Annotated in this window: 23 protein-coding genes and 1 tRNA gene; 17 read left to right on the forward strand and 7 right to left on the reverse strand. The window is 66.0% G+C overall.

What is annotated here, in order from left to right; all coding sequences use genetic code 11:
- Positions 1-76: 76 nt before the first annotated feature.
- From V2S85_RS10020 to V2S85_RS10030, 3 genes are all read right to left on the reverse strand, one after another.
- Positions 77-1,195, reverse strand: coding sequence for a phytase (locus V2S85_RS10020; protein ID WP_330702717.1), 1,119 nt, complete (start codon positions 1,193-1,195; stop codon positions 77-79).
- Positions 1,195-4,002, reverse strand: a complete 2,808-nt coding sequence (locus V2S85_RS10025; protein WP_330702718.1) for a TonB-dependent receptor — start codon at positions 4,000-4,002, stop codon at positions 1,195-1,197. Before V2S85_RS10025 ends, V2S85_RS10020 begins: the two co-directional genes overlap by 1 nt.
- A 198-nt stretch (positions 4,003-4,200) precedes the next feature.
- Positions 4,201-4,275 (reverse strand) — tRNA-Thr (locus tag V2S85_RS10030).
- A gap of 130 nt (positions 4,276-4,405) precedes the next feature.
- Between V2S85_RS10030 and V2S85_RS10035 the strand changes: the two genes are divergently transcribed.
- The 9 genes from V2S85_RS10035 to V2S85_RS10075 all read left to right on the forward strand — a co-directional run bounded on the left by V2S85_RS10035 (position 4,406) and on the right by V2S85_RS10075 (position 12,479).
- Positions 4,406-4,600: a hypothetical protein gene (locus tag V2S85_RS10035; RefSeq protein ID WP_330702719.1), complete on the forward strand. Its 195-nt coding sequence runs from the start codon at positions 4,406-4,408 to the stop codon at positions 4,598-4,600.
- A gap of 48 nt (positions 4,601-4,648) precedes the next feature.
- Entirely contained in the window at positions 4,649-5,335 is a 687-nt protein-coding gene (gpmA, locus tag V2S85_RS10040; RefSeq protein WP_211150728.1) for a 2,3-diphosphoglycerate-dependent phosphoglycerate mutase, read from the forward strand.
- Between the two features lie 27 nt (positions 5,336-5,362).
- On the forward strand, positions 5,363-5,818 hold the full coding sequence (gene purE / locus V2S85_RS10045; protein WP_330702840.1) for a 5-(carboxyamino)imidazole ribonucleotide mutase: 456 nt from the start codon (positions 5,363-5,365) through the stop codon (positions 5,816-5,818).
- A gap of 130 nt (positions 5,819-5,948) precedes the next feature.
- Complete coding sequence (locus tag V2S85_RS10050; RefSeq protein ID WP_330702720.1) at positions 5,949-7,007, forward strand: 5-(carboxyamino)imidazole ribonucleotide synthase; 1,059 nt, start codon at positions 5,949-5,951, stop codon at positions 7,005-7,007.
- A gap of 11 nt (positions 7,008-7,018) precedes the next feature.
- A complete protein-coding gene (locus tag V2S85_RS10055) occupies positions 7,019-7,504 on the forward strand; it encodes a dihydrofolate reductase (RefSeq protein ID WP_271182575.1) in 486 nt (161 codons plus the stop codon).
- Positions 7,505-7,515: 11 nt separating this feature from the next.
- Complete coding sequence (locus V2S85_RS10060; protein ID WP_330702721.1) at positions 7,516-8,445, forward strand: bifunctional riboflavin kinase/FAD synthetase; 930 nt, start codon at positions 7,516-7,518, stop codon at positions 8,443-8,445.
- 229 nt (positions 8,446-8,674) lie between these two features.
- On the forward strand, positions 8,675-11,542 hold the full coding sequence (gene ileS, locus V2S85_RS10065; protein WP_330702722.1) for an isoleucine--tRNA ligase: 2,868 nt from the start codon (positions 8,675-8,677) through the stop codon (positions 11,540-11,542).
- Entirely contained in the window at positions 11,539-12,063 is a 525-nt protein-coding gene (gene lspA, locus V2S85_RS10070; RefSeq protein WP_330702723.1) for a signal peptidase II, read from the forward strand. The genes ileS and lspA overlap by 4 nt, the downstream gene beginning before the upstream one ends.
- On the forward strand, positions 12,063-12,479 hold the full coding sequence (locus V2S85_RS10075) for a DUF3035 domain-containing protein (protein WP_330702724.1): 417 nt from the start codon (positions 12,063-12,065) through the stop codon (positions 12,477-12,479). The genes lspA and V2S85_RS10075 overlap by 1 nt, the downstream gene beginning before the upstream one ends.
- Positions 12,480-12,713: 234 nt before the next feature.
- Here the strand turns inward: V2S85_RS10075 and V2S85_RS10080 are convergent, their stop codons facing one another.
- Positions 12,714-14,045 (reverse strand): hemolysin family protein, encoded by a 1,332-nt coding sequence (locus V2S85_RS10080; protein WP_330702725.1) that lies wholly within the window; start codon positions 14,043-14,045, stop codon positions 12,714-12,716.
- 206 nt (positions 14,046-14,251) lie between these two features.
- On the opposite strand from V2S85_RS10080, the gene V2S85_RS10085 reads away from it, so the two are divergent.
- The 3 genes from V2S85_RS10085 to V2S85_RS10095 all read left to right on the forward strand — a co-directional run bounded on the left by V2S85_RS10085 (position 14,252) and on the right by V2S85_RS10095 (position 16,663).
- On the forward strand, positions 14,252-14,926 hold the full coding sequence (locus V2S85_RS10085) for an OmpA family protein (RefSeq protein ID WP_330702726.1): 675 nt from the start codon (positions 14,252-14,254) through the stop codon (positions 14,924-14,926).
- A 168-nt stretch (positions 14,927-15,094) separates the two neighbouring features.
- Positions 15,095-15,703, forward strand: coding sequence for a hypothetical protein (locus V2S85_RS10090; protein ID WP_330702727.1), 609 nt, complete (start codon positions 15,095-15,097; stop codon positions 15,701-15,703).
- Between the two features lie 171 nt (positions 15,704-15,874).
- Positions 15,875-16,663 carry a hypothetical protein gene (locus tag V2S85_RS10095; protein WP_330702728.1) on the forward strand — a complete coding sequence of 263 codons (789 nt, stop codon included), beginning with the start codon at positions 15,875-15,877 and terminating at the stop codon, positions 16,661-16,663.
- Between the two features lie 35 nt (positions 16,664-16,698).
- Here V2S85_RS10095 and V2S85_RS10100 read toward each other — a convergent pair whose 3' ends face one another.
- Positions 16,699-17,493, reverse strand: a complete 795-nt coding sequence (locus V2S85_RS10100) for a 3'(2'),5'-bisphosphate nucleotidase CysQ (protein WP_330702729.1) — start codon at positions 17,491-17,493, stop codon at positions 16,699-16,701.
- A 187-nt stretch (positions 17,494-17,680) separates the two neighbouring features.
- Here V2S85_RS10100 and sucC point away from each other — a divergent pair, with 187 nt between their 5' ends.
- The 5 genes from sucC (at position 17,681) to V2S85_RS10125 (ending at position 22,765) form a co-directional block, all read left to right on the forward strand.
- Complete coding sequence (gene sucC, locus V2S85_RS10105) at positions 17,681-18,880, forward strand: ADP-forming succinate--CoA ligase subunit beta (protein WP_271182568.1); 1,200 nt, start codon at positions 17,681-17,683, stop codon at positions 18,878-18,880.
- Positions 18,881-19,115: 235 nt separating this feature from the next.
- Positions 19,116-19,862, forward strand: coding sequence for an electron transfer flavoprotein subunit beta/FixA family protein (locus V2S85_RS10110; protein WP_330702730.1), 747 nt, complete (start codon positions 19,116-19,118; stop codon positions 19,860-19,862).
- Positions 19,862-20,794, forward strand: a complete 933-nt coding sequence (locus V2S85_RS10115; protein WP_330702731.1) for an electron transfer flavoprotein subunit alpha/FixB family protein — start codon at positions 19,862-19,864, stop codon at positions 20,792-20,794. The genes V2S85_RS10110 and V2S85_RS10115 overlap by 1 nt, the downstream gene beginning before the upstream one ends.
- Before the next feature lie 76 nt (positions 20,795-20,870).
- Positions 20,871-21,770: an energy transducer TonB gene (locus V2S85_RS10120; RefSeq protein WP_330702732.1), complete on the forward strand. Its 900-nt coding sequence runs from the start codon at positions 20,871-20,873 to the stop codon at positions 21,768-21,770.
- Positions 21,771-21,907: 137 nt separating this feature from the next.
- A complete protein-coding gene (locus V2S85_RS10125) occupies positions 21,908-22,765 on the forward strand; it encodes an energy transducer TonB (RefSeq protein ID WP_330702733.1) in 858 nt (285 codons plus the stop codon).
- Here V2S85_RS10125 and V2S85_RS10130 read toward each other — a convergent pair.
- Positions 22,762-23,310, reverse strand: a complete 549-nt coding sequence (locus tag V2S85_RS10130; RefSeq protein WP_330702734.1) for a GNAT family N-acetyltransferase — start codon at positions 23,308-23,310, stop codon at positions 22,762-22,764. The two genes, V2S85_RS10125 and V2S85_RS10130, sit on opposite strands and share 4 nt — an antisense overlap.
- Positions 23,307-24,527: a DUF445 domain-containing protein gene (locus tag V2S85_RS10135; protein WP_330702735.1), complete on the reverse strand. Its 1,221-nt coding sequence runs from the start codon at positions 24,525-24,527 to the stop codon at positions 23,307-23,309. The genes V2S85_RS10130 and V2S85_RS10135 overlap by 4 nt, the downstream gene beginning before the upstream one ends.
- Between the last annotated feature and the right edge of the window lie 81 nt (positions 24,528-24,608).

Raw genomic sequence — 24,608 nt, forward strand, 5'->3', positions numbered from 1 at the left:
CTACCGCATCTCCCGCCAGACGTACAGAGACGCGGCAGGGAGGAGGATGCGGCAGGGCGGACGGCCATGGGACGGATCAGTCGATTCCCAGCGCGGTGCGGATCGAGCGCCAGGACAACAGCTTGAAGTTCTGCGCCTTGGGGGCGTTGTCGCCGTCCTGCGCCATGAACAGGCCCTCGGGGTACTGCGGTCCGAAATCGCCGAGAATGACCTCGATGCCGTCGGTGTCGCTGGTGCCGCCGATCGCGCCGCCGTTGATGCGGAAACGGCCTGCGGCCTTGCCCGTCGAAAGGTCGAACAGCGCATAGGCATTGTCGCCCTGGCTCGATGCGACCAGCCAGGAGCGGCCGCCGGCACCATGCGCCACGGCGAGGCCCTCGATATCATCGACCAGGCCATCGGCCTCGCCCACGCGGGCGAAGGAACTGGCGGCGAGCGCCGGTGCGGCAAGCGGCACCTTCCAGATCGCCACGTCCTCCTCGGCAAAGTAGAGCGTCTTCGTCGCGTCATCGACGACGCAGCCTTCGGACTGGGTCGCGAACTTCACATTGCGCAAGTGCTCGGCCGCGACCTTGCCGGCCTTCTCGACGAGGCGGCTTTCTGCGACAGTGCCGTCCTTGAGCACGACATAGGCGCGGGCGAGTTCGCCTGCCGCCAACGGTGCGCCCATGCAGAAGCCATAAGCCTCGGCGGGAGCGTGCCCCGCTGGCAGGAACGTCTCGGCGCCGAGCACCGAGAGCTTGCCGGTGGCGCCGTCGAGCGTGAACAGGGCGATGCGCGGTTCGGCCCGGTCAGTGCGGTCGCTGGCGCCCACGAGGATGCGGGTCGCGCCATCGGCCATGCGCACTTCGCGCAGGTCGGTGTTGTTGAGCGCGCCGGCGGGCGAGAAATCCTTCACCGCGCCGTCGAGGCCGTAGACGTAGAGCCCCGCCTTCTTGTCAGTGCCCAGGATCAGGCTGGCGGCGGGGTTCGCCGCATTGCGCCAGATCGCCGGATCGTCTGCCGCATCGGCATTGCCTGTGCCGACCGGCGTGGTCTCGCCCTCGGCGGGAATGTCGATGGCGGGATAGTGGGGACGGGGGGCGGCCGGGGCGGTCCCCGTCGTCGCGCAGGCGGAAAGCAGGAGGGCCGGGAGCAATGCTCCCGACCCCGGCTTCACGAACCCGGCGAGGCTGGTCGTGAGGGCGCGCTTCATCAGAAGCTCACCCGCGCGCCGAACTTCACGGTCGAGCCGTATTCCTCGTACTGGAGGAGACGCTTGGCGCCCGCGTAGTTCTGGTAGGCGTAGTACTTGGCGTTGTTCACGTTCACCCAGTCGGCGAACAGGCGGATGTTCTCGGTGACCTTGTACTTGGCCGAGAGGTCCAGCTGGAAGTGCTGGTTGACGATGCGGTCCTGGTCGACGGAATCGCCCACCTCGTCGAGGTACTTGTCGCGGAAGGTACCGGCGGCGCGCAGGCTGATCGGGCCCTTCTCGTAGCCGAGCACGACGTTGAAGGTGTTCTTCGACGACTTGGGCAGGTTGATGCGGCGGGCGATCTGGTCACCCTCGTCGTTCTCGTAGAACACCGAGCCGCGGGCGTAGGTGTAGGTGTAGTTGATCTGCGTGAGCAGGCCGTCGAACGGCGCCGGCAGCATGGTGAAGGCCTGGCTATAGCCAAGCTCGATGCCGGCGACGTCGGCCTTGTCACCGTTCACCGACTGCTGGAGTTCGGTGTACTCGACGCCGTTGAAGGTGCCGCTGGCGGTCGAGGTCTGGCTGTAGATGTAGTCCTTGATCGACTTGTAGAACGCACCGAACGTCAGGGCGCCGTTTTTGGCGAAGTAGTATTCGAAGCCCGCGTCGAAGTTCCACGACTGGTAGGGCTTGAGCGCGGGGTTGCCGAACTCGGCCTCGCCGTCCTCGTTGATGGTGTAGCTGGGGGCCATGTCACCAAGGTTCGGGCGTACGACCGTCTTGTAGCCCGCGAAGCGCGCGACAAGGTTCTGCTGCGGGCTGTAGCGCACTGTCAGGCTGGGAAGCCAGTTGGTGTAGTTGCGCTTGTAAGTGACCGGCGAGACGTCGATGACGGTGTCGCCATCGTCGTTTTCAGAGCTGACGACGAGGTTACCGTTCATCTCGTTGTGGGTGCGTTCCATGCGCACGCCGCCGATCACACGCAGCGTGGAGGAGTCCCAGCGGCCGAGCAGGTAGGCGGCGGTGACGTCTTCCTTGACCTTGTAGTCGCTGGTCGAACTGTCGAGCAGGCTATCCTCGTCGTTCAGCTCGAAGTTGCCGCTGTTGGCGAGGTAGAAGTCGGCCGAACCGCTCTTGTTCGCGACCGGGCCCATGTTCAGCAGGCGGTAGGTCTGCGAGCCCAGCACGTCGGCGAGGGTGAAGTCGCCGTCATAGCCGTCGAACTTGCTGTAGTTGAAGTTGTAGGACTTGGTGCGCCAGCGCGCCTTGGCACCGCCCTGGATGGTGAAGTCGCCGTTTTCGCCCGCGAAAGTGCGGGCGAGGTCGGCCTTGGCCGCCCATTCCTCGTCCTGGCTGTCGGACAGGGTGGTCAGTTCCAGCTTGTCGAACTTGTAGTCGCTGGCGTTGTCGATGCCGGTGGCCGAGTACGTCGGGAAGTACTTGTTGCCGCTGTCCACGGTCACCGAAGCGCCCGAATCGTTCTCGAAGTCGGCGGCGAAGGCCATCGGGTCGAGCGAGAAGGTCTCCTTCTCCGTCGACTTGGCGTAGCTCGCCTGCCAGTTGAACTTCCAGGTGCCGGTGTCGGTGTCGCTGCCGAGCGTGACGGTGCGGATGCGCTGGCGTTCGAAGCGGTCCTTGAGGTCGCGCTCGACGGTCAGCTTGTCGCCGTCTTCAAGCGCGCCGGTGTCGAACGAGACGGTCGAGCCGGAGGCCGTCGCGGTATCGCCGAAGTCGCCGAAGTCGAAGGTGGTGCGGCGGCGATATTCGTGGTCGTCAAACTGCGACCAGTTGCCGCGCACGTAGGCCTTGGTCGTGTCCGAAACGCGCCAGTCGAACGAGAGCGCCGCGTTGATGCGGGTGCGCTCGACGTCGTAGTCGCGGTATTCCAGGGTTTCGCCGTAGACCGCGCCGTTGTCGTTCTCGGTCCAGTCCGACATCTCGACGTTGTCGGTCTCGAACTTGCGCTTGTAGTAGCTGACCGATCCGGCGACGCCGAAATCCTCGCCCAGCTTCTGGGTGAAGTCGAACGAGCCCTTCGGGGTCACCTTGCCCGAATAGTCGTTCCAGCTGCCCTCGGCGCTGACGTTGTAGCGGTTCTTCTTCGAATCGAAGGCGCTGGTGGTGTTGATCTCGATCGAGGCGCCGACGAAGTCGCCGTCCATGTCGGGGGTGAAGCTCTTCTTGACCTCGATCGATTCGATCGTGTCGGCCGAGATCACGTCGAGCGCGACCTGGCGCACGTCGGATTCGGGTGCGGGGACGCGCACGCCGTTGAGCGAGGTCGAGTTGAGGTTCGGATCGAGGCCGCGCACGGCCACGAAGCGGCCTTCGCCCTGGTCGTTGAGGATGTTGACGCCGGGCAGGCGGCGCAGCGATTCCGCCACGTTCTGGTCGGGGAACTGGCCGACGGCGTCACGGGTCAGGACCGATTCCACACCGTCCGCGGCCTTCTGGCGGGACAGGGCGCTGGTCATGTTCGCGGTCATGCCGGTGACGAGGATGTCGCCGCCGCCGATCGCGGGCAGGTCGAAGCTGCCGTCGATGCGGCCGGTGGCGGGCACGGTGACGCTCTTTGTCGTCACTTCCGCGCCGACGTAGCGGGCTTCGAGCGTGTAGGTACCGGCGGGAACGTCACCGAAGACGTAGGAACCGGCACGGTCGGTCTCGACCTGGCGGTTCAGTTCGACGATGCGCACGGTCGCCGACTGCAGCGCGCGGGTGCCGGTGGAGTCGTTGACGTGGCCGGCGACTTCGCCAGCATGAGCGATGGTGGCGAACGAGGCCGTGGCGAGCAACCCGGCGACGAGCTGGAGCGAACGATTCATGGCTGGAGTGGATCCCTGTTAAGACGTTGTGTGTCCTCAGGGGCCGCCCCTAGGCGTGTTCCATGACGCTCCTGTGATGAAGCGAAGACAGTTCGATGACATTCGCTGCGACGCAGCAATCGTTGCTGGGCGGACTGCACACAGGCACCCGCCGGGCCAGCCGGAATTGTTCGTCGATGTGCATGAAGAGAAGGGGAATGGTGCTGCTAGGGAGGATTGAACTCCCGACCTCGTCATTACCAATGACGCGCTCTACCACTGAGCTACAGCAGCACATATTCCAGACCCCGGTATCCGGGGCGTCTGCCAGGCGGGCTACGAAGCCCCCGGGACAGGGGGGCGCTATTGTCCGCGCGGCGTTCGATTGTCAAGCGCCTCTTGTGCTTTCTTTTTCGGAGCGGCAATGCAGCGGGCGATGAACGCGCCGCAATCGCCTCGGAAACCCACGAAGGAAGAGCGTCTCGCCGCCAAGCTGCGCGAGAACCTGCGTCGCCGCAAGGCGCAGGCTCGTGCCGTATCCGCGCTTGGCGAAGCGGTTGATGACGGCGAATCGCCCGACAGCAAACCGCCACTGGCCAAATCGCCACCGGAAAGCTAGGGGCTGCGGCAAGACCGCGTCGGTCCTTGACAGTATAGGGAGCCTACATTGCCTCGCCTGATCCTGCTTCGCCACGGCCAGAGCCAGTGGAACCTTGAAAACCGCTTCACCGGCTGGTGGGACGTCGACGTCACCGAAAAGGGCGAGGCCGAGGCCCGCGCTGCCGGTGCGCTGCTCAAGGACAAGGGCCTGCTGCCCGACGTCGCCTTCACCTCGCTGCAGACCCGCGCGATCAAGACGCTGCACTTCGCGCTCGAAGCCGCCGGTATCCTGTGGATCCCCGAAACCAAGGACTGGCGCCTGAACGAGCGTCACTACGGCGGTCTCACCGGCCTCGACAAGGCCGAGACCGCCGCCAAGCACGGCGACGAGCAGGTCAAGGTCTGGCGCCGCAGCTTCGACATTCCGCCCCCCGTCATGGACAAGGGCAGCGAGTTCGACCTCTCGGCCGAACCGCGCTACGCGGGCATCGATACGCCGATGACCGAGAGCCTCAAGGACACCATCGCCCGCGTCCTGCCGTATTACGAAGGCTCGATCGTGCCGCACCTCCATGCCGGTTCGACCGTGCTGGTCGCCGCGCACGGCAACTCGCTGCGCGCGCTGGAAAAGCACCTCTCGGGCATCTCCGACGAAGAGATCACCGGTCTGGAAATCCCGACCGGCCAGCCGATCGTCTACGAGCTGGACAACGATCTCAAGGTGCTCGACCGCTACTATCTCTCGGAGCGCTGATCGGTGACCGCACCAGTTGCAATCGTCATGGGCAGCCAGTCCGACTGGCCGACCATGATCAAGGCCGTCGAGATGCTCGACAAGCTGGGCGTCGCTTATGACGCCCGCATCGTCTCGGCACACCGCACGCCCGAGCGGCTGGTGGACTTCGCGCATGGCGCGGAAGGCGAAGGCTTCAAGGTGATCGTCGCCGGGGCGGGGGGCGCCGCCCACCTGCCCGGCATGATCGCCGCGATGACGCATCTTCCGGTGCTCGGCGTACCGGTGCAGAGCAAGGCGCTGTCGGGACAGGACAGCCTGCTCTCGATCGTGCAGATGCCTGCGGGTATCCCGGTCGGCACGCTGGCGATCGGCGAGGCGGGCGCGGCAAACGCGGGCTTGCTGGCAGCGGCGATCCTGGCCACCTCGGACGAGGCGCTGGCGGGACGGCTCAAGGACTTCCGTGCGGCGCAGACCGCGAGTGTGGCGGAAAAGCCGGTCTGATGTTTCTCGCTCGGCTGAGGTGCTTCGACACGCTCAGCACGAGCGGGGTTGGGTTTTAGAATTTCAGCACTAAGTCCGCTCACCCTGAGCTTGTCGAAGGGCACCGGCACAAGGCAGGCGTAAAGGCGTAATGATCTCTCCCGGCGAAACCATCGGCATTCTTGGCGGCGGCCAGCTCGGGCGGATGATCGCCATGGCGGCGGCGCAGCTTGGCTACCGCTGCCACGTCTACGCGCCCGAGGCGGACTCGATCGCCGCCGACGTCTGCGCGCAGTTCACGTGCGCGGCCTGGGACGATGCCGAGGCCATGGCGAAGTTCGCAGCCGACTGCGCGGTGGTGACCTACGAGTTCGAGAACGTCCCCGTCGGCCCGCTCGCGGCGCTGGGCGACACGCCGCTGCTCGCCCACGCCCGCGCTCTCGAAACCGCGCAGGACCGCCTGAACGAAAAGCGCTTCGTCACTGGCCTCGGCGGCACCCCCGCCCCCTTCGCCCCGGTGGACAGCGCGGAGGATCTTGCACAGGCCATCGCCGAGATCGGCGCGCCAGGCATCCTCAAGACCCGCCGCGACGGCTACGACGGCAAGGGCCAGTGGCGCATCATGACGCCCGAAGACGGCGCCGCGCTGGACCTGCCCGCGACGCCGCTGATCTACGAGGGCTTCGTCACCTTCTTTGCCGAATTCTCGGTGATCCTGTGCCGCGGCGCGGACGGCGAGGTGCGCTTCTTCGACAGCGCCAACAACGTCCACGAGGGCGGCATCCTGGCACTCAGCACCGTGCCCGCGCCCGCCGACCTGCTGGAGCAGGTGCCCGCCGCGCGCGAACTCGCGACGAGGGTTGCCGATGCGCTGGACTATGTCGGCGTGCTGACGCTGGAATTCTTCGCGACGAAGGACGGTCCCGTCTTCAACGAGATGGCCCCGCGCGTCCACAACTCGGGCCACTGGACCATCGAGGGTTCGGTCACCAGCCAGTTCGAGAACCACGTCCGCGCGATCTGCGGGCTGCCGCTGGGCGATACCGGCCTTGCCGCCAAGGGCGTGGAGATGCGCAACCTCATCGGCGACGAGGCGCACGACTGGCCGACCATCCTCGCCGACCCGGCCAACCACTTGTACCTCTACGGCAAGGCCGCCGCCCGTCCGGGGCGCAAGATGGGCCATGTCACGCGGCTGATCCTCGACTGATGGCCCCAAAGATGATGCCGCAGGTCTTCCTCATCTACGCCCGCGCCGAAAACGGCGTGATCGGCCGCGACGGCGCGCTGCCCTGGCGGCTCCCGGCGGACCTCAAGCGGTTCAAGGCGCTGACCATGGGCAAGCCGATGGTGATGGGCCGCAAGACCTTCGACAGCTTTCCCGCGCCGCTGCCTGGCCGCCGTCACATCGTGCTGACCCGCGACACCGGCTGGAGCGCGGAAGGCGCCGAAGTCGCGCATTCGGTGGACGAGGCGCTGGCGCTTGCCGGAGAAGGCGAAGTCGCGGTGATCGGCGGGGCCGAGATCAATGCTCTCTTCCTCCCGCTCGCCGCCCGGATCGAACTGACCGAGATCGCGGGCGATTACGAGGGCGATACCGTGATGCCCGAAGTCGGCCCCGAGTGGGTTGAAATTGCGCGCGACGCCCATGCGGCGGACGGTGCCCGACCGGCACATGCTTTCGTGACTCTCACACGCGCCCTATAGCCGAGACGCCCATGATTCGCCTCGACAACCGCCAACCCGTTCCCGAATCCCTGCGCGGTGCCGTGCTGGCGCTGGGCAACTTCGACGGGTTCCACCAGGGCCATCAGGCCGTGGTGGGCGAGGCGATCGGCTGGGCGAAGGCGCAGGGCCGCCCGGCCATCGTCGCCACCTTCGACCCGCACCCCGTCCGCCACTTCAAGCCTGATGCCGAGCCCTTCCGCCTGACGACTCTGGAGCAGCGGCAGGAACTGTTCGCGGCCGTCGGCGCGGATGCGATGCTGGTGCTGCACTTCGATTCGGCGATGGCGGCGATGCCCGCCGTGCAGTGGATCGAGGAGATGCTGGTGCGTCACATGGGCGCGGTCGGCGTCGTCACCGGCGAGGATTTCACGTTCGGCCGCGCCAAGGGCGGCAATCCGCAATTGCTGCGAGAGGTCGGCGCGGCGCACGGGCTTGAAGGCCGTACCGTCGGTCCGGTCAGCGACGCGGGCGGCACCGTCTCGTCGAGCCGCATCCGCGAGGCGCTCAAGAGCGGCGACTGTCAACTGGCCGCACGCCTGCTGACGCGGCCCTTCTCGATCCGGGGCCGGGTGCAGCATGGCGACAAGCTGGGGCGCACCATCGGCTTTCCCACCGCCAACCTCGACATGGCGAATTACCTGCGCCCGTTCTACGGCATCTATGCGGTGACCGGGCGCATGCCGGACGGCCGCGTGGTCCACGGTGCGGCGAACATCGGCATCCGCCCGACCTTCGACCCGCCCAAGGAACTGCTGGAGCCGCACTTCTTCGACTTCGCGGGCGACCTCTACGGGCAGGAGATCGAGGTGGCGTTCCACCATTTCCTGCGGCCCGAGGCGAAGTTCGATTCGCTCGACGCGCTGATCGAGCAGATGGACCGGGACTGCGTGAAGGCGCGCGAACTGCTGGCGGGCCTCTGACGACGCGGCCAGGCACCCCGTCACCCTGAACTTGTTTCAGGGTCCATCGGGCGGTTGGTGCCGGACTGTCGCTCCACAAGGCCGCACTCGCGGTTTCCCGTTCCAGCTTCCGGGCTTGCGGCACAATGGACCCTGAAACGCGTTCAGGGTGACGCGGGCAGGGGACGCCGAGCCTTACCGAATCCTCGCACTTCCAACGATCGCGCATTTGTTCTAGTGCCCCGCGATCATGACCGAACAGCGCGACTATCGTAGCACCGTCTTCCTGCCGAAGACCGATTTCCCGATGAAGGCCGGACTCCCCCAGAAGGAGCCGGGCATTCTTGCGCGCTGGCAGTCGGAAAAGATTTACGAGAAGACCCGCGACGCTCGCCGCGGCCGCGACAAGTTCGTGCTGCATGACGGCCCGCCTTACGCCAACGGCGACATGCACATCGGCCACGCGCTGAACCACATCCTCAAGGATATGGTCGTCCGCACCCAGACCCTGCTGGGCAAGGACGCGCCTTACGTTCCCGGCTGGGACTGCCACGGCCTCCCCATCGAGTGGAAGGTCGAGGAAGAGTACCGCAAGAAGAAGAAGAACAAGGACGAGGTTCCGGCGGAGGAATTCCGCGCCGAATGCCGCGCCTATGCCCAGAACTGGGTGAACGTGCAGCGCGAGCAGCTCAAGCGCCTCGGCATCAACGGCGACTGGGACAACCCGTACCTGACGATGGACTTCCAGGCCGAGGCCACCATCGTCGGCGAACTGCTCAAGTTCGCCGAGAACGGCATGCTCTATCGCGGCGCCAAGCCGGTGATGTGGTCGCCGGTGGAGAAGACCGCGCTGGCCGAAGCCGAGGTGGAGTACGAGGACATCACCTCGACCCAGATCGACGTGGCGTTCGAGATTGTTGAATCCAAGGTGCCCGAACTGGTCGGCGCTTACGCGGTGATCTGGACGACGACGCCGTGGACGATCCCGGTGAACCAAGCTTTGGCTTACGGGCCTGAGATTGAGTATCTGGTTATCAATGATAATGGGCGACGCCTGCTTATCGCCTCGAACTTGGCCGACCAGTTCACGAAGCGCATGATTGCAGCCGGGCTCGGCACGGAAAGCTATTGGCGTCTGTGCCTTGTCGATCAGCCGCTGGTTCTCAAAGGCTCCGACCTCGCCGGTACCATCGCGCGTCACCCGATGCACGCGCTCGGCGGGTTCTTCGCCGAGCCGCGTCCGCTGCTGGCAGGTGATTTCGTCACCACCGAGAGCGGCACCGGCCTCGTCCACATGGCGCCCGACCATGGCGAGGACGACTTCGATCTGTGCAAGGCCAACGGCATCAACCCCAAGTTCGTGGTCGAGGCCGACGGCAAGTACCGCGAGGACTGGCTGTGGCTGGCGGGTCAAGGCTCAGTCATCAACCCGAAGTTCAACGCGCCCGATGGCCCGATCTGCTCCGACCTTCGCGAAGCGGGCGGGCTGCTGGCGGCTTCGGTGGACTACCATCATTCCTACCCACACTCGTGGCGTTCCAAGGCCAAGGTGATCTACCGCTGCACCCCGCAGTGGTTCGTGCCGATGGACAAGCCCATGGAATTCCAGGGGAAAGGCACCCTGCGCGAAACCGCGCTGCAGGCCATCGCCGAAACCCGTTTCGTCCCCGACAAGGGCCGCAACCGCATCGGCGCGATGGTCGAGGGGCGGCCTGACTGGGTGCTCTCGCGCCAGCGCGCCTGGGGCGTGCCGATCACGCTGTTCGTGCACCGCAAGACCGGCGAATACCTTGTCGATCAAGCGGTTAACGAGCGCATCCGCGCGGCGATCCTTGCAAAGGGCGTCGATGGCTGGTCGGACGAGGCGGCACAGGATCTGCTGGGCAACGGGTACGATGCCGAGGATTACGAGCGCGTCGCCGACATTCTCGACGTCTGGTTCGATTCCGGTTCGACCCATGCTTTCGTTTTGGAATCAGGACGTTGGCCCGATCTGCTGCGCCCCGAGGGCTACACCGGCCCGAAGGCGGATCTCTATCTTGAAGGTTCGGACCAGCATCGCGGCTGGTTCCAGTCCTCGCTGCTGGAAGCCTGCGCCACGCGCGGCAATGCACCGTACAAGGCGGTGCTGACCCATGGATTCACCATGGATTCCAAGGGCATGAAGATGTCCAAGTCGCTCGGCAACACCATCAGCCCGCTCAAGGTGATGGAGACCAACGGCGCCGACATCATCCGCCTCTGGGCGCTTTCGGTCGATTACACCGAGGACCACCGCATCGGTGACGAAATCCTCAAGGGTGTCGCCGACCAATACCGTAAGCTGCGGAATACCTTGCGTTATCTGCTCGGCGCGCTGGATGGCTTCAACGGCACCGAACGTGTCCACAACGTCACCGAGATGCCCGAACTGGAGCGCTACGTGCTTGCGCTGCTGGGCAAGCTCGACGCCACGCTGCGCGACGCGGTCGATGCCTTCGATTTCAACACCTACGTCCGCTCGCTGCTCGATTTCTGCAACGAGGACTTGTCGGCGTTCTTCTTCGACATCCGCAAGGACTGCCTCTACTGCGACGCGCCGACGGACCCGAAGCGCCGCGCCTACCGCACCGTGCTGGACATCCTGTTTCACGCGCTGATCCGCTATGCCGCGCCGGTGATCGTGTTCACCGCCGAGGAGACCTGGACCTCGCGCTATCCGGATGGCGGCAGCGTCCACCTGCTCGAATGGCCGGAGGTTCCAGACGTTCGTGATCCGGGAGAAAATCCTGACATTGATGGTGTCTATAATCTTGAGCGTAAGTGGAAGCGGTTACGCGTCGCTCGCGCAACCGTGACTGAGCAGATCGAACCTTTGCGTCGCGAGAAGGTTATTGGTTCAGGTCTACAGGCGCAGGTTCTCCTCGGCGACGGAGTATTGCCCGCTGGAGATTTCTCCGACGAACTTCTCGCCGAGCTGTTCATCACCGGGACAGTCACGCGTGGGCAGGGCGATACGGTGAGCGTTACTCCCTCCTCCGACCACAAGTGCGGCCGCTGCTGGCGCCATCTCCCGGAAGTGACCGAGGACGGCGCGCTGTGCGATCGCTGCGACGACGTGGTGGAGCCGGCCGAATGAACCTCTGGGTGAAGCGCCTTGCCGGCCTGCTGGTGGCGCTGGCGGTCTTCGCGATCGACCAGGGCATCAAGAGCTGGGTCGTCCACGGGCTGGGCGTGAGCAGGATCGGCGACCAGCTCTACGTCCTGCCGTTCTTCAACTTCACCTTCACGCAGAACTTCGGCGTCTCGCTCGGGCTGTTCACGGCAGGCTCGCCGGAAGGACGCTGGGCGCTGGTGGCGATGACGGGGGCGATCGCCGCCTTCGTGTTCGTCTGGCTGCTGCGCGAGCGCAAGCTGGCCGAGATCGCGGCGCTGGGGATGGTGCTGGGCGGCGCGCTCGGCAACATCCGCGACCGGTTCGCCGTGGGCTACGTGATCGACTATGCCGATCTTCATTTCGGGGGGTGGCGGCCCTTCCTGATCTTCAACCTCGCCGATGCGGCCATCACCATCGGCGTCCTGATTATCCTTGCCCGATCCCTGTTTTCGCGCGAAAAGCCCGATGCAGCGGCTCAGCCCGCCCCGGAGAATTTGAATTGATGCGCATGAAGAAAACCGGTGCCCTCGTCCTCGTTGCCACGGGCGCCGTCATGCTGTCCGCCTGTAGCGGTGGCAGCCTGTTCAACCGGGCACGCCCCGACGAATTCGCGGTACAGCGCCAGACTCCGCTGGTGGTGCCGCCCGATTTCTCGCTGAGCCCGCCCAAGCAGGGCCAGCCTCGACCCACTGACGATTCGCTGCAGCAGCAGTCGCTCGATGCGCTGTTCGGCGGCCCGCAGGCCCGCAGCGACGTCGAGAAGTCGGCGCTTGGTCTCGCCGGCTCGTCCGAACCCTCGATCCGCTCGACGGTGGGCGATCCGCAGACCTACACCGTGGCCAAGGGCCAGGTGACCCGCGCGATCCTCGCCGCGCCGGAAGGCGACGGGCGCGACGCGCAGACTTCGGTCGGCACCTGAGCGTTCCCGCACTGCTGAATAAAAAAGGCCGGACGAAAGTCCGGCTTTTTTTGTGCCTGCGTTTCTGGACGGGCCGGGATAAAAGGCGGGTGCTGAGGCGATGAATTCTCTGAACTTTCGTCATTGCGAGCACAGCGAAGCAACCCAGGGCGGCTCAAGACTGCCCTGGGTTGCTTCGCTGCGCTCGCAATGACGATTAAAGGGCAGAGCTTGATGCTCTGAACACCGCCGCCGTCACCCGTCGCCGCTGACGCCGTCGTCCTCGTTCTCGACACGCTCGACCAGAATCTTGTCGATCTTGAGGCCGTCCATGTCGACCACCTCGAAGCGCCAGCCCTGCTCGGTGAAGTGCTCGCCCTCACGCGGAACCTTGCGCAGGACGTGGAGCACGTAGCCGGCCAGCGTCGCGAAGTCGCGGTCGTCGGGCAGGGTCATGCCCAGGCGGTCGGCCAGCGAATCCGCCGGCATCGCGCCCGAGACCAGCAGCGAACCGTCCTCGCGCTCGGTCACCATCGGCTCATCGCCCTCGTCCTGGTGCGAGACGAAGTTGCCGGCCAGCGCCGCCAGCACGTCTGACGGGGTGACCACGCCTTCGAGGTGACCATATTCGTCGTGGACCACGGCCATCGCCACTTCGGCGGTCTGCAGCTTGCGCAGGGCGTCCATGGCGTCGAGCTGGTCCGGGATCACCTCGGCCTTGCGCATCATCGCGCGGATCTCGACGCCGCGCCCGGCGACGAGCGCGGCGAGCGCTTCCTTGACCTTGAGGATGCCGACGACGTTGTCCGGCGCGCCTTCGCCGGCCACCACCGGCAGCAGCGAGTGCGGCGAGGCCTCGATCTTGGCGCGCAGCTGGGTCTCGTCGGCGTCGGCATCGATCCAGTCGATCTGGTTGCGCGGGGTCATCAGTTCGCGCACCGGGCGCTCGGCGAGGCGCATCACCCCGGTCATCATCGCGCGCTCTTCCTCCTCGATCACGCCGGTGCGGGTGGCCTCGGCGAAGATCATGTGGAGTTCCTCGGCGGTGAGGCGCTCGGTATCGCCGCTACGGATGGAGAACAGGCGCAGGATCAGGCCGGACGACTTGTCGAGCAGCCAGACGAAGGGGCCCATCGCCGTCGCCAGGATGCTCATCGGCCGGGCCATGATGAGCGCCACCGGCTCGGCCATGCGCAGCGCCAGCTGCTTGGGGACGAGTTCGCCGACGACCACGCTGGCGTACGTCGTCGCCATGATGACGACCGCGAAGCCGAGTTCCCCGGCGAAGCGCACCGGCACGCCCATGGCGGCAAGGCGATCGCCCACCGGCTGGCCCAGGCTGGCGCCGGAATAGGCGCCGGCGATGATGCCGATCAGGGTGATGCCGATCTGCACCGTGGAGAGGAAGCGGCCGGGGTCCGCGGCGAGGTCCATGGCCGTCTGCGCGGCCCGGCTGCCCTTGTCGGCGGACATCTTGAGGCGCGGCGTGCGCGCGGAGACGATGGCCAGTTCGGACATCGAGAACAGGCCATTCAGCAGAATGAGCCCGATGATGATGAGGACGTCGGTCCAGGGAAAGGGTGTCACAGTGCCCCATCGCTAGCAGAGATTGTGCGCCGCGCGAAGAACCCGTGTTGCGCTGCAACGCTTTGCAACGCGCATGATTGATATCACGGGGGGCGGGAACCCTTGTGCAGGATAAGGGTTGAGGGCGCGTGAGCCATTCGCCGTTCATGTTCACTACCACACAGATGCTCGCTATAAGGGCACATCCAGAGGAAGGGACACTCAAGATGAAGAAATCGCGCCTGATAACTTCGGCCGCCGCGGTGCTCGCGATGGTCACGGTTTCCGCCTGCGTCACCGATCCGAACACCGGCGAGCGCAAGGTTTCGCGTACGGCGATCGGCGGTGCCGGCGGTGCGGGCCTCGGCTACCTGCTGGGCAGCGTCATCGGCGGCAAGACCGCGCGCATCGTCGGCGCGGGCATCGGCGGCGTCGCCGGTGGTGTCGTCGGCTACCAGATGGACAAGCAGATCAAGGAACTGAAGGAGCAGACCGCCGGCTCCGGCATCGACGTCACCCAGCAGGGCGACGGCATCCTGGTGAACCTGCCCGACGTGACCTTCGCGGTCGATTCGACGGTCATCAGCCCGTCGTTCCAGGCCTCGCTGGACAAGGTAGCGCAGTCGATGATCCAGTATCCGAACAGCCTGGTCGACGTCTACGGTCACACCGATTCGACCGGTTCGGCGGCCTACAACATGGACCTGTCGAAGCGCCGCGCCGATTCGGTGGCACGCTATCTGATCGGCCGGGGCGTCTCGTCCTCGCGCATCCAGACGCAGGGCATGGGGATGAACTACCCGGTCGCGGACAACAACACGCCCGAAGGCCGCGCCCTCAACCGCCGCGTCGAGATCAAGATCACCCCGGTGACGACGGCCGACGCCAACGCGGCGAAGTAAGCAGTTCCGCAAGAAGCGGGATCGGGGAAGGGGCCGGCGCGGCGACGCACCGGCCCCTTCTTCATGCGCCCATGCGCATATCGTGACCGAAACGGATCAATTCAGTTTGGTAACTTGAAACGTAACGACAAGCCTATAGCCTGAGCGGGTTCATGGTCGGGGGGCGACGTGCGTTTGAAGAGGATGGCGGCGGCAGTGGCGGCCGCGTTGGCGCTGGGAGCGGGATCGTGGGCGGGGCCGGCGCAGGCGGCCTGGCTGGAGGCGTCGAGCGAGCATTTCGTCATCTACGCCAACGATACCGACAAGGACATCACCCGCTTCGCGCAGCAGCTGGAGCGCTATCACGCCGGCATGGCGCTGGTGCTCGGCCGGGCGGTCGCGAAGCCGAGCCCGTCGAACCGCGTCACCGTCTACGTGGTCAGGAACGAGCGGGAGGTGCGCGCGCTCTATGGCGAGGGCAGCAAGTATCTCAACGGGTTCTACGTGCCGCGCGCAGGCGGCTCGCTGGCGATCGTCCCGGCGGTCCAGGCGGGCAACGGGCCGATCACGCTGTCGATGGTGGTGCTGCTGAACGAATATGCGCATCACTTCCTGATCGCCTCCAATTCCATGCCGATGCCGCGCTGGTTCAGCGAAGGCGGCGCGGAATTCTTCGCCTCCAGCCAGTTCGAGGCGGACGGCGGCCTGTGGCTGGGCCGCCCGGCCAACCACCGGGCGGGCGAACTCTATTATGCGCGGGACGTGAAGGCGGCCGATCTGCTCGACCCCACCGAGTAAGACAAGCGCAAGCCCGGCAGCTACGACGCCTTCTACGGCAAGAGCTGGCTGCTCTATCATTACCTGAGCTTCGACGAGGCGCGCAAAGGGCAGCTCCCCCGCTACCTTACGCTGCTGGCGGAAGGGAAGGGCCAGCGCGCCGCCGCGACCGAGGCTTTCGGCGACTTCGACGTGCTGGAGAAGGATCTCGACCGCTATCTGGGCCGGTCCCGGATGTCGGCCCTCAGGCTCAAGCCGGAGATGCTGCAGATCGGCGCCGTCTCGGCGCGGCCGCTCCCGGCCGGCGAGGCGGCGGTGATGCCGGTGCGCATCCATTCCAAGCGCGGCGTCTTCTCGAAGGAGGAGGCCGCCTCCCTGCTGGTGGAAGCGCGCGCGATCGCCGCGAAGTACCCGGACGATCCCGCCGTGCTCTCCGCGCTGGCCGAGTGCGAGTACGATGCGGGCAACGACAAGGAGGCGATCGCCGCCGCCGACGGCGCCATTGCCCGCGATCGCACGCAGGCCAACGCCTATGTCCAGAAAGGCTACGCGCTGTTCCGCCAGGCCGAGGATGCCGACGGCGACGATACGGCCCGCGCCGCCGCCTGGAAGGCCGCCCGCGCGCCGTTCATCGCGCTCAACCGGCTGGAGAACGACCATCCGCTGCCGCTGATCTACTTCTACCGCAGCTTCGTGGAGCAGGGCGAGAAGCCGACGCCGCTGGCGATCGACGGGCTGGTCCGCGCGATGCAGCTGGCGCCTTTCGACCTTGGCCTGCGCATGACGCTGGGCAGCGCGCTGGTGCGGCTGGGCCGGACCGAGGACGCGCGGGTGGTGCTTGGCCCGGTCGCGAACAATCCGCACGGCGGCGGCCTCGCCGATCACGCCCGCAGCATGCTCGAGCGGCTCGACAAGGAGCCGGGCTGGACCGGCGAGGGGATGATCGCTCCGGACGCGGAGGATACGCAAGCCGGCGCGTGAAGCCCTCGGCTGCCGGACCGAGGGCGACCGCGCCGCTAGGCGGAAAAGCGCGCAGCGCGGTCCGCCAGGCGTGCGACGGCGGCCGCATGGATGCCATTGGCGGACACCAGCACCCCAAAGGCGCGCGGGTCGTGCTTGTTGTAGTTCAGCGGCTGGCCGAAGGCGTCGGTCACCGCCGCACCCGCTTCGCGCGCGATGAGGCCGGCAGCGGCGATGTCCCATTCATAGCCCCAGCGCAGCGTCGCCAGCAGATCGGCCTGGTCCGCCGCTATCATGGCCATGCGCAGCGCGATCGAGTTTGGCTGGTCCACCAGCCGGAGGTCGGAATCCTCCGGCGCCAGCTTGTGCGCCGGGACTCGCGAGCCGGGAAGGGTCTCGCGGCGGCTGGCGGTGAGCCGCCGTCCGTTCAGACTGGCACCCTTGCCGGCCTCGGCGGACCAGAACTCGCCGCCATCGTCGCGCTGGCGCACCGGTGCATAGAGATAGCCGAGCAGCGGGCGGCGGGTGTTCACCAGCGCCACCGAAATGGCCCAGCCGGTGCGGCCGCGGATGTAGTCGCGGGTGCCGTCGATGGGATCGACCAGCCAGACCAGTTCGCGGTCCTGCCGTGCGTGGCTGTCGGCCGTCTCTTCGGAGAGCCAGCCTGCCGCAGGCAGCAACGCGCCAAGTTCGCTCTTCAGGAACGAATCGACCGCCAGATCGGCGGTGCACACCGGACTGCCCGGCGTCTTTTCCCAGGACTCGAGCGCGTGGCCGTCGCCCGGCCAGCGTGCAAGAGCGATGTTTCCGGCCTCGCGGACGATGGCCTGCAGCCGGTCTCGGTCAATCATCGGACATCTTTCGCTCTATAATTGCTATTGCGAACTGATATCAAATTCCATGCATCAATTTCGCCATGGCTATGCATTTGCGCAGGCGCCGGGCCTTTTCAAGGCCGCCCGGATGTGCTTAGGCGGACGCCGAACATATGGCTACGGCGCCTTCCCCGGGAACCTCCAGCAGAAAGCGATTTGAGCGATGAACATTCACGAATATCAGGGCAAGGAACTCCTCGCGAAGTATGGCGTGGGCATTCCCGCCGGCATCGCCGCCCTCACCGTCGAAGAGGCAGTCGCCGCTGCCAAGCAGCTTCCCGGACCGCTCTACGTCGTCAAGGCGCAGATCCACGCCGGCGGCCGCGGCAAGGGCAAGTTCAAGGAACTCCCCGCCGACGCCAAGGGCGGTGTGCGCCTCGCCAAGTCGATCGAGGAAGTCGAGGCTTTCGCCAAGGAAATGCTCGGCAACACCCTCGTCACCATCCAGACCGGTGAAGCAGGCAAGCAGGTCAACCGTCTGTACGTGACCGACGGCGTCGACATCGACAAGGAATACTACCTGTCGATGCTCGTGGACCGCAAGACCGGCCGCGTCGCCATGATCGTGTCGACCGAAGGCGGCATGGACATCGAGGAAGTCGCCCACAACACGCCCGAGAAGATCACCACGATCACCATCGATCCGGCCGAAGGCTTCCAGGCGCACCACGGCCGCGCCGTCGCTTTCGCGCTGAACCTGTCGGGTGACCTCAACAAGCAGGCCCAGAAGCTCGCCAAGCAGCTCTACACCGCGTTCATCGCGATGGACTGCGACATGGTCGAGATCAACCCGCTGGTCGAATCGAAGGGCGGCGAGCTGCTCGTCCTCGACACCAAGATGAGCTTCGATTCGAACGCTCTCGCCCGTCACCCCGACATCTTCGCCCTGCGCGACGAGACCGAGGAAGACCCGGCCGAGATCGAAGCCTCGAAGTACGACCTCGCCTACATCAAGCTCGATGGCGACATCGGCTGCATGGTCAACGGCGCCGGCCTCGCCATGGCGACGATGGACATCATCAAGCTCAACGGCATGTTCCCGGCCAACTTCCTCGACGTTGGCGGCGGCGCCAACAAGGAGAAGGTGACCGCGGCGTTCAAGATCATTCTCGCGGACCCCGCCGTGAAGGGCATCCTCGTGAACATCTTCGGCGGCATCATGAAGTGCGACATCATCGCCGAGGGCATCGTCGCCGCGGCGAAGGAAGTGAACCTGCAGGTTCCGCTCGTCGTCCGCCTCGAAGGCACCAACGTCCAGCAGGGCAAGGACATCCTGGCCAACTCGGGCCTGGCGATCGTCCCCGCCAACGACCTGGGCGACGCTGCCAAGAAGATCGTCGCCGAAGTCCAGGCCGTCGCCTGAGCCTTTCGGTGATGCGCATCATGCGCACGATCACATAGCGAATATCGGGACGGCGGGGGTTTCACGACCCCCGCCGTTTCTGCATGTAAGGCGAGCGCGAAGTTTCTCTTTTCCCGTCGCAAGCTCTTAGCGCTTCTGTGAGGCTTGACGTCGGGGCAGAGGAACGCGATAGCTCGCACCAGAGTTTAATCGTGCGGTTAAATTTGCCGTCCCAGCAGTGAGAGGACAGATCGCAATGAAGATCATCGTGCCCGTTAAGCGGGTCATCGATTACAACGTGAAGCCGCGGGTCAAGGCCGACGGCACGGGCGTTGACCTTGCCAACGTCAAGATGAGCATGAATCCCTTCGACGAGATCGCCGTCGAGGAAGCCATCCGCCTCAAGGAAGCGGGCAAGGCCGAAGAGATCATCGCCGTTTCGGTCGGGCCGACGAAGGCGCAGGAAACCCTGCGTACCGCGCTCGCGATGGGCGCCGATCGCGCGATCCTGATCGAGACCGATGCCGAAGTCGAACCGCTGGCCGTCGCCAAGATCCTCAAGGCCATCGTGGCCGAAGAGAATCCTGGCCTCGTGATCCTCGGCAAGCAGGCGATCGACGACGATTCGAACCAGACCGGCCAGATGCTCGCCGCGCTCACCGGCCGTCCGCAGGGCACTTTCGCCAACAAGGTCGAGATCGACGGCGATTCGGTTGCCGTGACCCGCGAAGTCGACGGCGGCCTCGAAACCGTGAAGCTTGCGCTTCCCGCCATCGTCACCACCGACCTGCGCCTCAACGAGCCGCGCTATGCTTCGCTGCCCAACATCATGAAGGCGAAGAAGAAGCAGCTCGATGTGAAGTCGCCCGCCGACTACGGCGTCGACATCGCCCCGCGCCTCAAGACCCTCAAGGTCTCCGAGCCGCCCGTCCGCTCCGCCGGCATCAAGGTCGCCGATGTCGATGCGCTTGTCGCCAAGCTCAAGGAACTGGGAGTAGCCTGATGTCCAAGACGCTCGTCTGGGTCGAACACGACAACGCCTCCGTCAAGGATGCGACCCTCTCCGCCGTCACCGCCGCTGCCAAGCTGGGTGAAGTCCACCTGCTGGTCGCCGGTTCGAACTGCCGCGCCGTGGCCGATGCCGCCGCGCAGATCGCCGGCGTGGGCAAGGTCCACCTTGCCGACAACGCCGCCTACGAGCACGCGCTGGCCGAGAACGTCGCGCCGCTGATCGTGGACCTCATGGGCCACCACGACGCCTTCGTCGCGCCGGCCACCACCACCGGCAAGAACATCGCGCCGCGCGTCGCGGCGCTGCTCGACGTCGCGCAGATCTCGGACATCCTCTCGGTTGAGGGCGAGAAGACCTTCACCCGTCCGATCTATGCCGGCAACGCCATCGCCACCGTGGAATCGAGCGACCCCAAGCTCGTCATCACCGTGCGCGGCACCGCCTTCGCCAAGGCTGAGACCACCGGTGGTTCGGGCACCGTCGAGGACGTCGCCGGAGCGGGCGATGCGGGCCTCTCCAGCTTCGTGGGCGCCGAAATCGCCAAGTCGGAGCGTCCGGAGCTGACCAGCGCCAAGATCATCGTCTCGGGCGGCCGCGCGCTGAAGGACTCCGAAACCTTCGAAGCCACCATCCTGCCGCTCGCGGACAAGCTGGGTGCCGCCGTCGGTGCGAGCCGCGCTGCGGTGGACGCGGGCTACGTGCCGAACGACTACCAGGTCGGCCAGACGGGCAAGATCGTCGCGCCGCAGGTCTACATCGCAGTGGGCATCTCGGGCGCGATCCAGCACCTTGCGGGCATGAAGGATTCGAAGACCATCATCGCCATCAACAAGGACGAGGACGCACCGATCTTCCAGGTCGCCGACATCGGCCTCGTCGCGGACCTGTTCAACGCGGTGCCGGAACTTACCGGCAAGCTTTGATCTCGCGATCGGCCTGACTGCAAGTTAACCCCTGGGCGCAAGCCCGGGGGTTTATTTTTGCGCTCGCGCGGTAATAATGGACTATGAACCTGACGCGGGGGCTGCAGAGGTGAAATTCGGTCGTACCGTCGATGTCGCGGCTTTCGCGGCAATGCTGTTGGCGCCTGTCGCTGCATTGGCCGCGCCAAAGCCCACCGTGCTTGAGCCGATTTCGCCGTGGAACGTGGATTGGCAAGACAACTCATGCCAACTGGTCCGCAAGTTCGGACCGCCGAATGATCCCACGCTGCTCGTCGTGCGCCAGCTGAACTTGAGCAATGCGCTGGAGTTCACGGTGTCCGGTGCCGCGATCAAGGGCGTGGTGCAGGCCAAGCCCGTCTCTATCGACTATGGCGTCGGAAAGCCGAGAACCGTCCGTTCTCCGCAGTTGGCGACCAACTCGCTCTACGGTGCCTCGATCATCGTGCAGGAACGCTTCGCTCCGGGACCGGCCGGCAAGGATGAGGGGCTTCGCGGTCCCGATCCCTCGTTCGAACGACGGGTCGAGCGCATTGGCATGGCTGCGAGCGGTCTGGACCTGGTTCTGAAGACCGGACGGATGGGGGCTCCGCTCCAGGCGCTGCACAACTGCGTCAATGACCTGTTTTCGAGCTGGGGTATCGATACCGATATGGCTCGGAACCAGGTGAAGGAGCCCAGGATCCATGACGGAGTGGCCCTCGCACGGGCGATCCAGAAAGGCTATCCGCCGGCACTCGACCAGGCAGGGAAGAGTGCTCGGGTGTTGTTCCTGTTGGTCGTCGATGTCGGCGGCGGCGTGACGGACTGCCATATCCTGCAAACGACCGAGGAAGGCCTGAATGGGCACGTCTGCCGCGAAGCTTCGAAGGCGCGTTTTGCCCCCGCGCGGGGCGAGGATGGGCAACCCGTCACATGGTATTATACTGCTACGGTAGTATATAAATTCACTGGGTAGGAATGGCATCTTCGCCAGGGTTGGAGCGGCCACCGATCGTTGCGTCATGGGCGACCGTGGCGGCCGCAGGGACTTCGTAGTAGAAAGCATTTGAATTGCCGGGGGGCCGAATGCGTAGATCCGTTGCCGCTGTTCCAGTGTTCATCGCGGTTCTGTCCGCAGGCATGGGCACGCCGGTTGGCGCCAAGACCGACCTCAGCCTCGTGCCGACGACGCCGTGGAACCTCGACGGCACCGACGCCGGATGCGCGCTGCGGCGGGCGTTCGGGAATGCGGCCACACCGCTCATCCTCGAAATGCGGCGGTTCGCGCCGGCTGACGACTTTCAGTTCACCGTCAACGGCGAGGAAATTTCCGGTCTCGTCCGCAGCAGTGCGGCGAAAGTGGAGATCACATACGGAGATCTCCCCCCCGGGACGGCGCGAGGATTTCAGGAAGGCAACACCGAGCGCGAAGGCAAGAAGTATCCGGCGATATTCCTGACTTCGAGCCTTGGATCCCGCGCCGATGAAGACGAGGACACCCCGCAGCCGACCGTAACGCCCGAGATGGAAGCCGGCGCGCGCCGGATCACGCTGTCCTGGGGCGGCAATCGCGTCGTGCTCAATACCGGATCGCTGGGCAAGCCGTTCGCGGCGATGCGCCTGTGCACCGACTCGCTGGTTGAATCCTGGGGGCTCGATCCGGCGGTGCAGAATGGTCTGACGCGGCGGGCCAGGCCGGGCAGCCTGATGTCCATGGTGCGTGGGATACAGGCGATCTATCCTGTCGGGCTGGCAGGGAAAGGCAAGCAGGCGCGCGTCAACTTCCTGGCCCTGGTGGACGAGCGCGGCGTGGTCACCGATTGCCATGTGCTGCAATCCTACAACGATCCGGGCTTCGACGATCTCGCGTGCAGGGTCGTGCGCAAGACCACGTTCGAGCCCGCGCTCGACAAGGACGGCAAGCCGGTCCCCTCGTTCTACGCGCAGACGGTGATGTACAAGCTGGGTTAGGGGGCCGCCTGGCTTCCCCGCTCCAGCAAGTGGAGCAGGGTGCCGTCGGCCTCGTCGCGGCGCTCGGCATAAGCGGTGAAGCCCAGCGCCTGCGCCAGCCGCTGTGATGCGACATTGCCGTCCTCGATCATGCAGGCGATGCGGCGGGGACCGTGCGCGCGGTCGAACCACGCGAGAACGGTTTCCATGGCCTCGCGCGCCAGGCCCTTGCCCCACCAGTCGCGGTGGACGATCCAGCCGGCCTCGGCGACGTCGTCCATGCCGAAGTCGGGGCCGAAGCCGCGCCACGAATGGAACACGCCGCAGGTTGCGACGATGCCGCTCTCGCCATGGGGGCGGACCATGAAGGTGCCGTAGCCGTGCAGCGCCCACGATCCGGCGTTGCGCATCAGCCGGTCGAACTGCGCCTGCGGATCGGGCGAGGCGGGGCCGAGGTAGCGCCGGGTCTCCTCGTCGTCGATCAGGGCGCAGAGCTGCGGCAGGTCGGCGGCGACCGGGCGCCAGAGGCCGAATCGGGCTGTCGTCAGTACGGGGGAATCGCTCATAGGAACCGGTCTACCGCGTGGATGCAGACTCCGAACAGGCCGCCCACCAGGGTGCCATTGATGCGGATGAACTGCAGGTCGCGCCCCACCGCACCCTCGATGCGGTTGCTGACGGTGCGGGCGTCCCAGCGCTTCACCGTCTCCGAGACGAGGCCGACGATCTCCTCGCCATAACGCGCGGTGACGCCGACGAGAGTGCGGCGGGCGAAGCGGTTGATCTGGCTCTGCAGGCGCGGATCGCCCTGCAGCGCCGCGCCCAGTTCGCCGAGCATGGTCGTCAGTTGCCCTGCCAGCGCGGCGTCGGGATTGCGCGCGGCCTCTATCAACCGGCGGCGCAGGCGCTCCCACACCGATTGCCACCACTGGCCGACGGCGGGATTGGCGATCAGTTCCCGCTTGGCGTTCTCCACCCGCTCGCGCGTTTCGGGATCATGGACCAGGCGGTCGGCCAGGCTTTCCAGCATCTGCTCGACCTTGAGCTTCAGGGGGTGACCCGGCTGGACGATCATCTCGGCGAGCAGCTTGTAGAGACCGTCGAGCACCGAATTGGCGATGCGGGTGTCTAGGCCGGTCAGGCGCAGCAGGCTGTGGGCGCGCTCGCGGATCATGGCGCGGACCATGTCCTCGTTGGCCTCCAGCGCCTCGCCGACCCAGCGTACGGCGCCTTCGATGAGCGGCTGGTGGCGGCGGTCGGCGATCATCGCGCTCAGCATCTGGCCGAGGAGGGGGGCGATCTCCACCCGTTCCAGCTGGCGGGCGAGCCCGGCGCGGACCTGGTTGCCGAGCCTCTCGGGATCGAGTGATTCGAGCACGTCCGCCATCAGGTTGGCCGCGCCCGCGCGGATGCGCGACTGGCCGCCCCGGCCGGGATCGGAGAGGAAACCGCCGGCGGCGGCGGCGAAGTTGAAGCCGTTTACCCGGCGCGCGACGACCTGGGGGGTGAGGAAGTTGTCGCGCAGGAACGCCGCCATCGAATCGGCGATGCGGTCCTTGTTCTCCGGGATGATCGCGGTGTGTGGGATCGGCAGGCCGAGCGGGCGGCGGAACAGCGCGGTCACCGCGAACCAGTCGGCCAGGCCGCCGACCATCGCCGCCTCGGTGAAGGCGATGGCCCAGCCGATGCCGGACGCCCACTCGGGATGCATCCCCGCCAGCTTGCGCAGCGCCACGAAGGCCACGGCCATAACCAGCAGCAGGCCGCTCGCGAACATCCGCATCCGGCGGCTCCGGTCTGAACCGATGCCCGAACCGATGCCCGTCAGCGCGAATCCTGCATTCCGGCGCCCGATCGGCGGCAA

Origin of the sequence: Novosphingobium resinovorum, assembly GCF_036352595.1 — a bacterium.
Lineage (GTDB): Bacteria > Pseudomonadota > Alphaproteobacteria > Sphingomonadales > Sphingomonadaceae > Novosphingobium > Novosphingobium resinovorum_B.

Bases quoted from the DNA above. Each gene is read 5' to 3' on its own strand.
- V2S85_RS10020 (WP_330702717.1), bottom strand. From the start codon at position 1,195: ATGAAGCGCGCCCTCACGACCAGCCTCGCCGGGTTCGTGAAGCCGGGG.
- V2S85_RS10025 (WP_330702718.1), bottom strand. From the start codon at position 4,002: ATGAATCGTTCGCTCCAGCTCGTCGCCGGGTTGCTCGCCACGGCCTCG.
- V2S85_RS10035 (WP_330702719.1), top strand. From the start codon at position 4,406: ATGCAGCGGGCGATGAACGCGCCGCAATCGCCTCGGAAACCCACGAAG.
- purE (WP_330702840.1), top strand. From the start codon at position 5,363: ATGGGCAGCCAGTCCGACTGGCCGACCATGATCAAGGCCGTCGAGATG.
- V2S85_RS10050 (WP_330702720.1), top strand. From the start codon at position 5,949: ATGATCTCTCCCGGCGAAACCATCGGCATTCTTGGCGGCGGCCAGCTC.
- V2S85_RS10055 (WP_271182575.1), top strand. From the start codon at position 7,019: ATGATGCCGCAGGTCTTCCTCATCTACGCCCGCGCCGAAAACGGCGTG.
- V2S85_RS10060 (WP_330702721.1), top strand. From the start codon at position 7,516: ATGATTCGCCTCGACAACCGCCAACCCGTTCCCGAATCCCTGCGCGGT.
- ileS (WP_330702722.1), top strand. From the start codon at position 8,675: ATGACCGAACAGCGCGACTATCGTAGCACCGTCTTCCTGCCGAAGACC.
- lspA (WP_330702723.1), top strand. From the start codon at position 11,539: ATGAACCTCTGGGTGAAGCGCCTTGCCGGCCTGCTGGTGGCGCTGGCG.
- V2S85_RS10075 (WP_330702724.1), top strand. From the start codon at position 12,063: ATGCGCATGAAGAAAACCGGTGCCCTCGTCCTCGTTGCCACGGGCGCC.
- V2S85_RS10085 (WP_330702726.1), top strand. From the start codon at position 14,252: ATGAAGAAATCGCGCCTGATAACTTCGGCCGCCGCGGTGCTCGCGATG.
- V2S85_RS10100 (WP_330702729.1), bottom strand. From the start codon at position 17,493: ATGATTGACCGAGACCGGCTGCAGGCCATCGTCCGCGAGGCCGGAAAC.
- sucC (WP_271182568.1), top strand. From the start codon at position 17,681: ATGAACATTCACGAATATCAGGGCAAGGAACTCCTCGCGAAGTATGGC.
- V2S85_RS10110 (WP_330702730.1), top strand. From the start codon at position 19,116: ATGAAGATCATCGTGCCCGTTAAGCGGGTCATCGATTACAACGTGAAG.
- V2S85_RS10115 (WP_330702731.1), top strand. From the start codon at position 19,862: ATGTCCAAGACGCTCGTCTGGGTCGAACACGACAACGCCTCCGTCAAG.
- V2S85_RS10120 (WP_330702732.1), top strand. From the start codon at position 20,871: ATGGACTATGAACCTGACGCGGGGGCTGCAGAGGTGAAATTCGGTCGT.
- V2S85_RS10130 (WP_330702734.1), bottom strand. From the start codon at position 23,310: ATGAGCGATTCCCCCGTACTGACGACAGCCCGATTCGGCCTCTGGCGC.
- V2S85_RS10135 (WP_330702735.1), bottom strand. From the start codon at position 24,527: ATGCGGATGTTCGCGAGCGGCCTGCTGCTGGTTATGGCCGTGGCCTTC.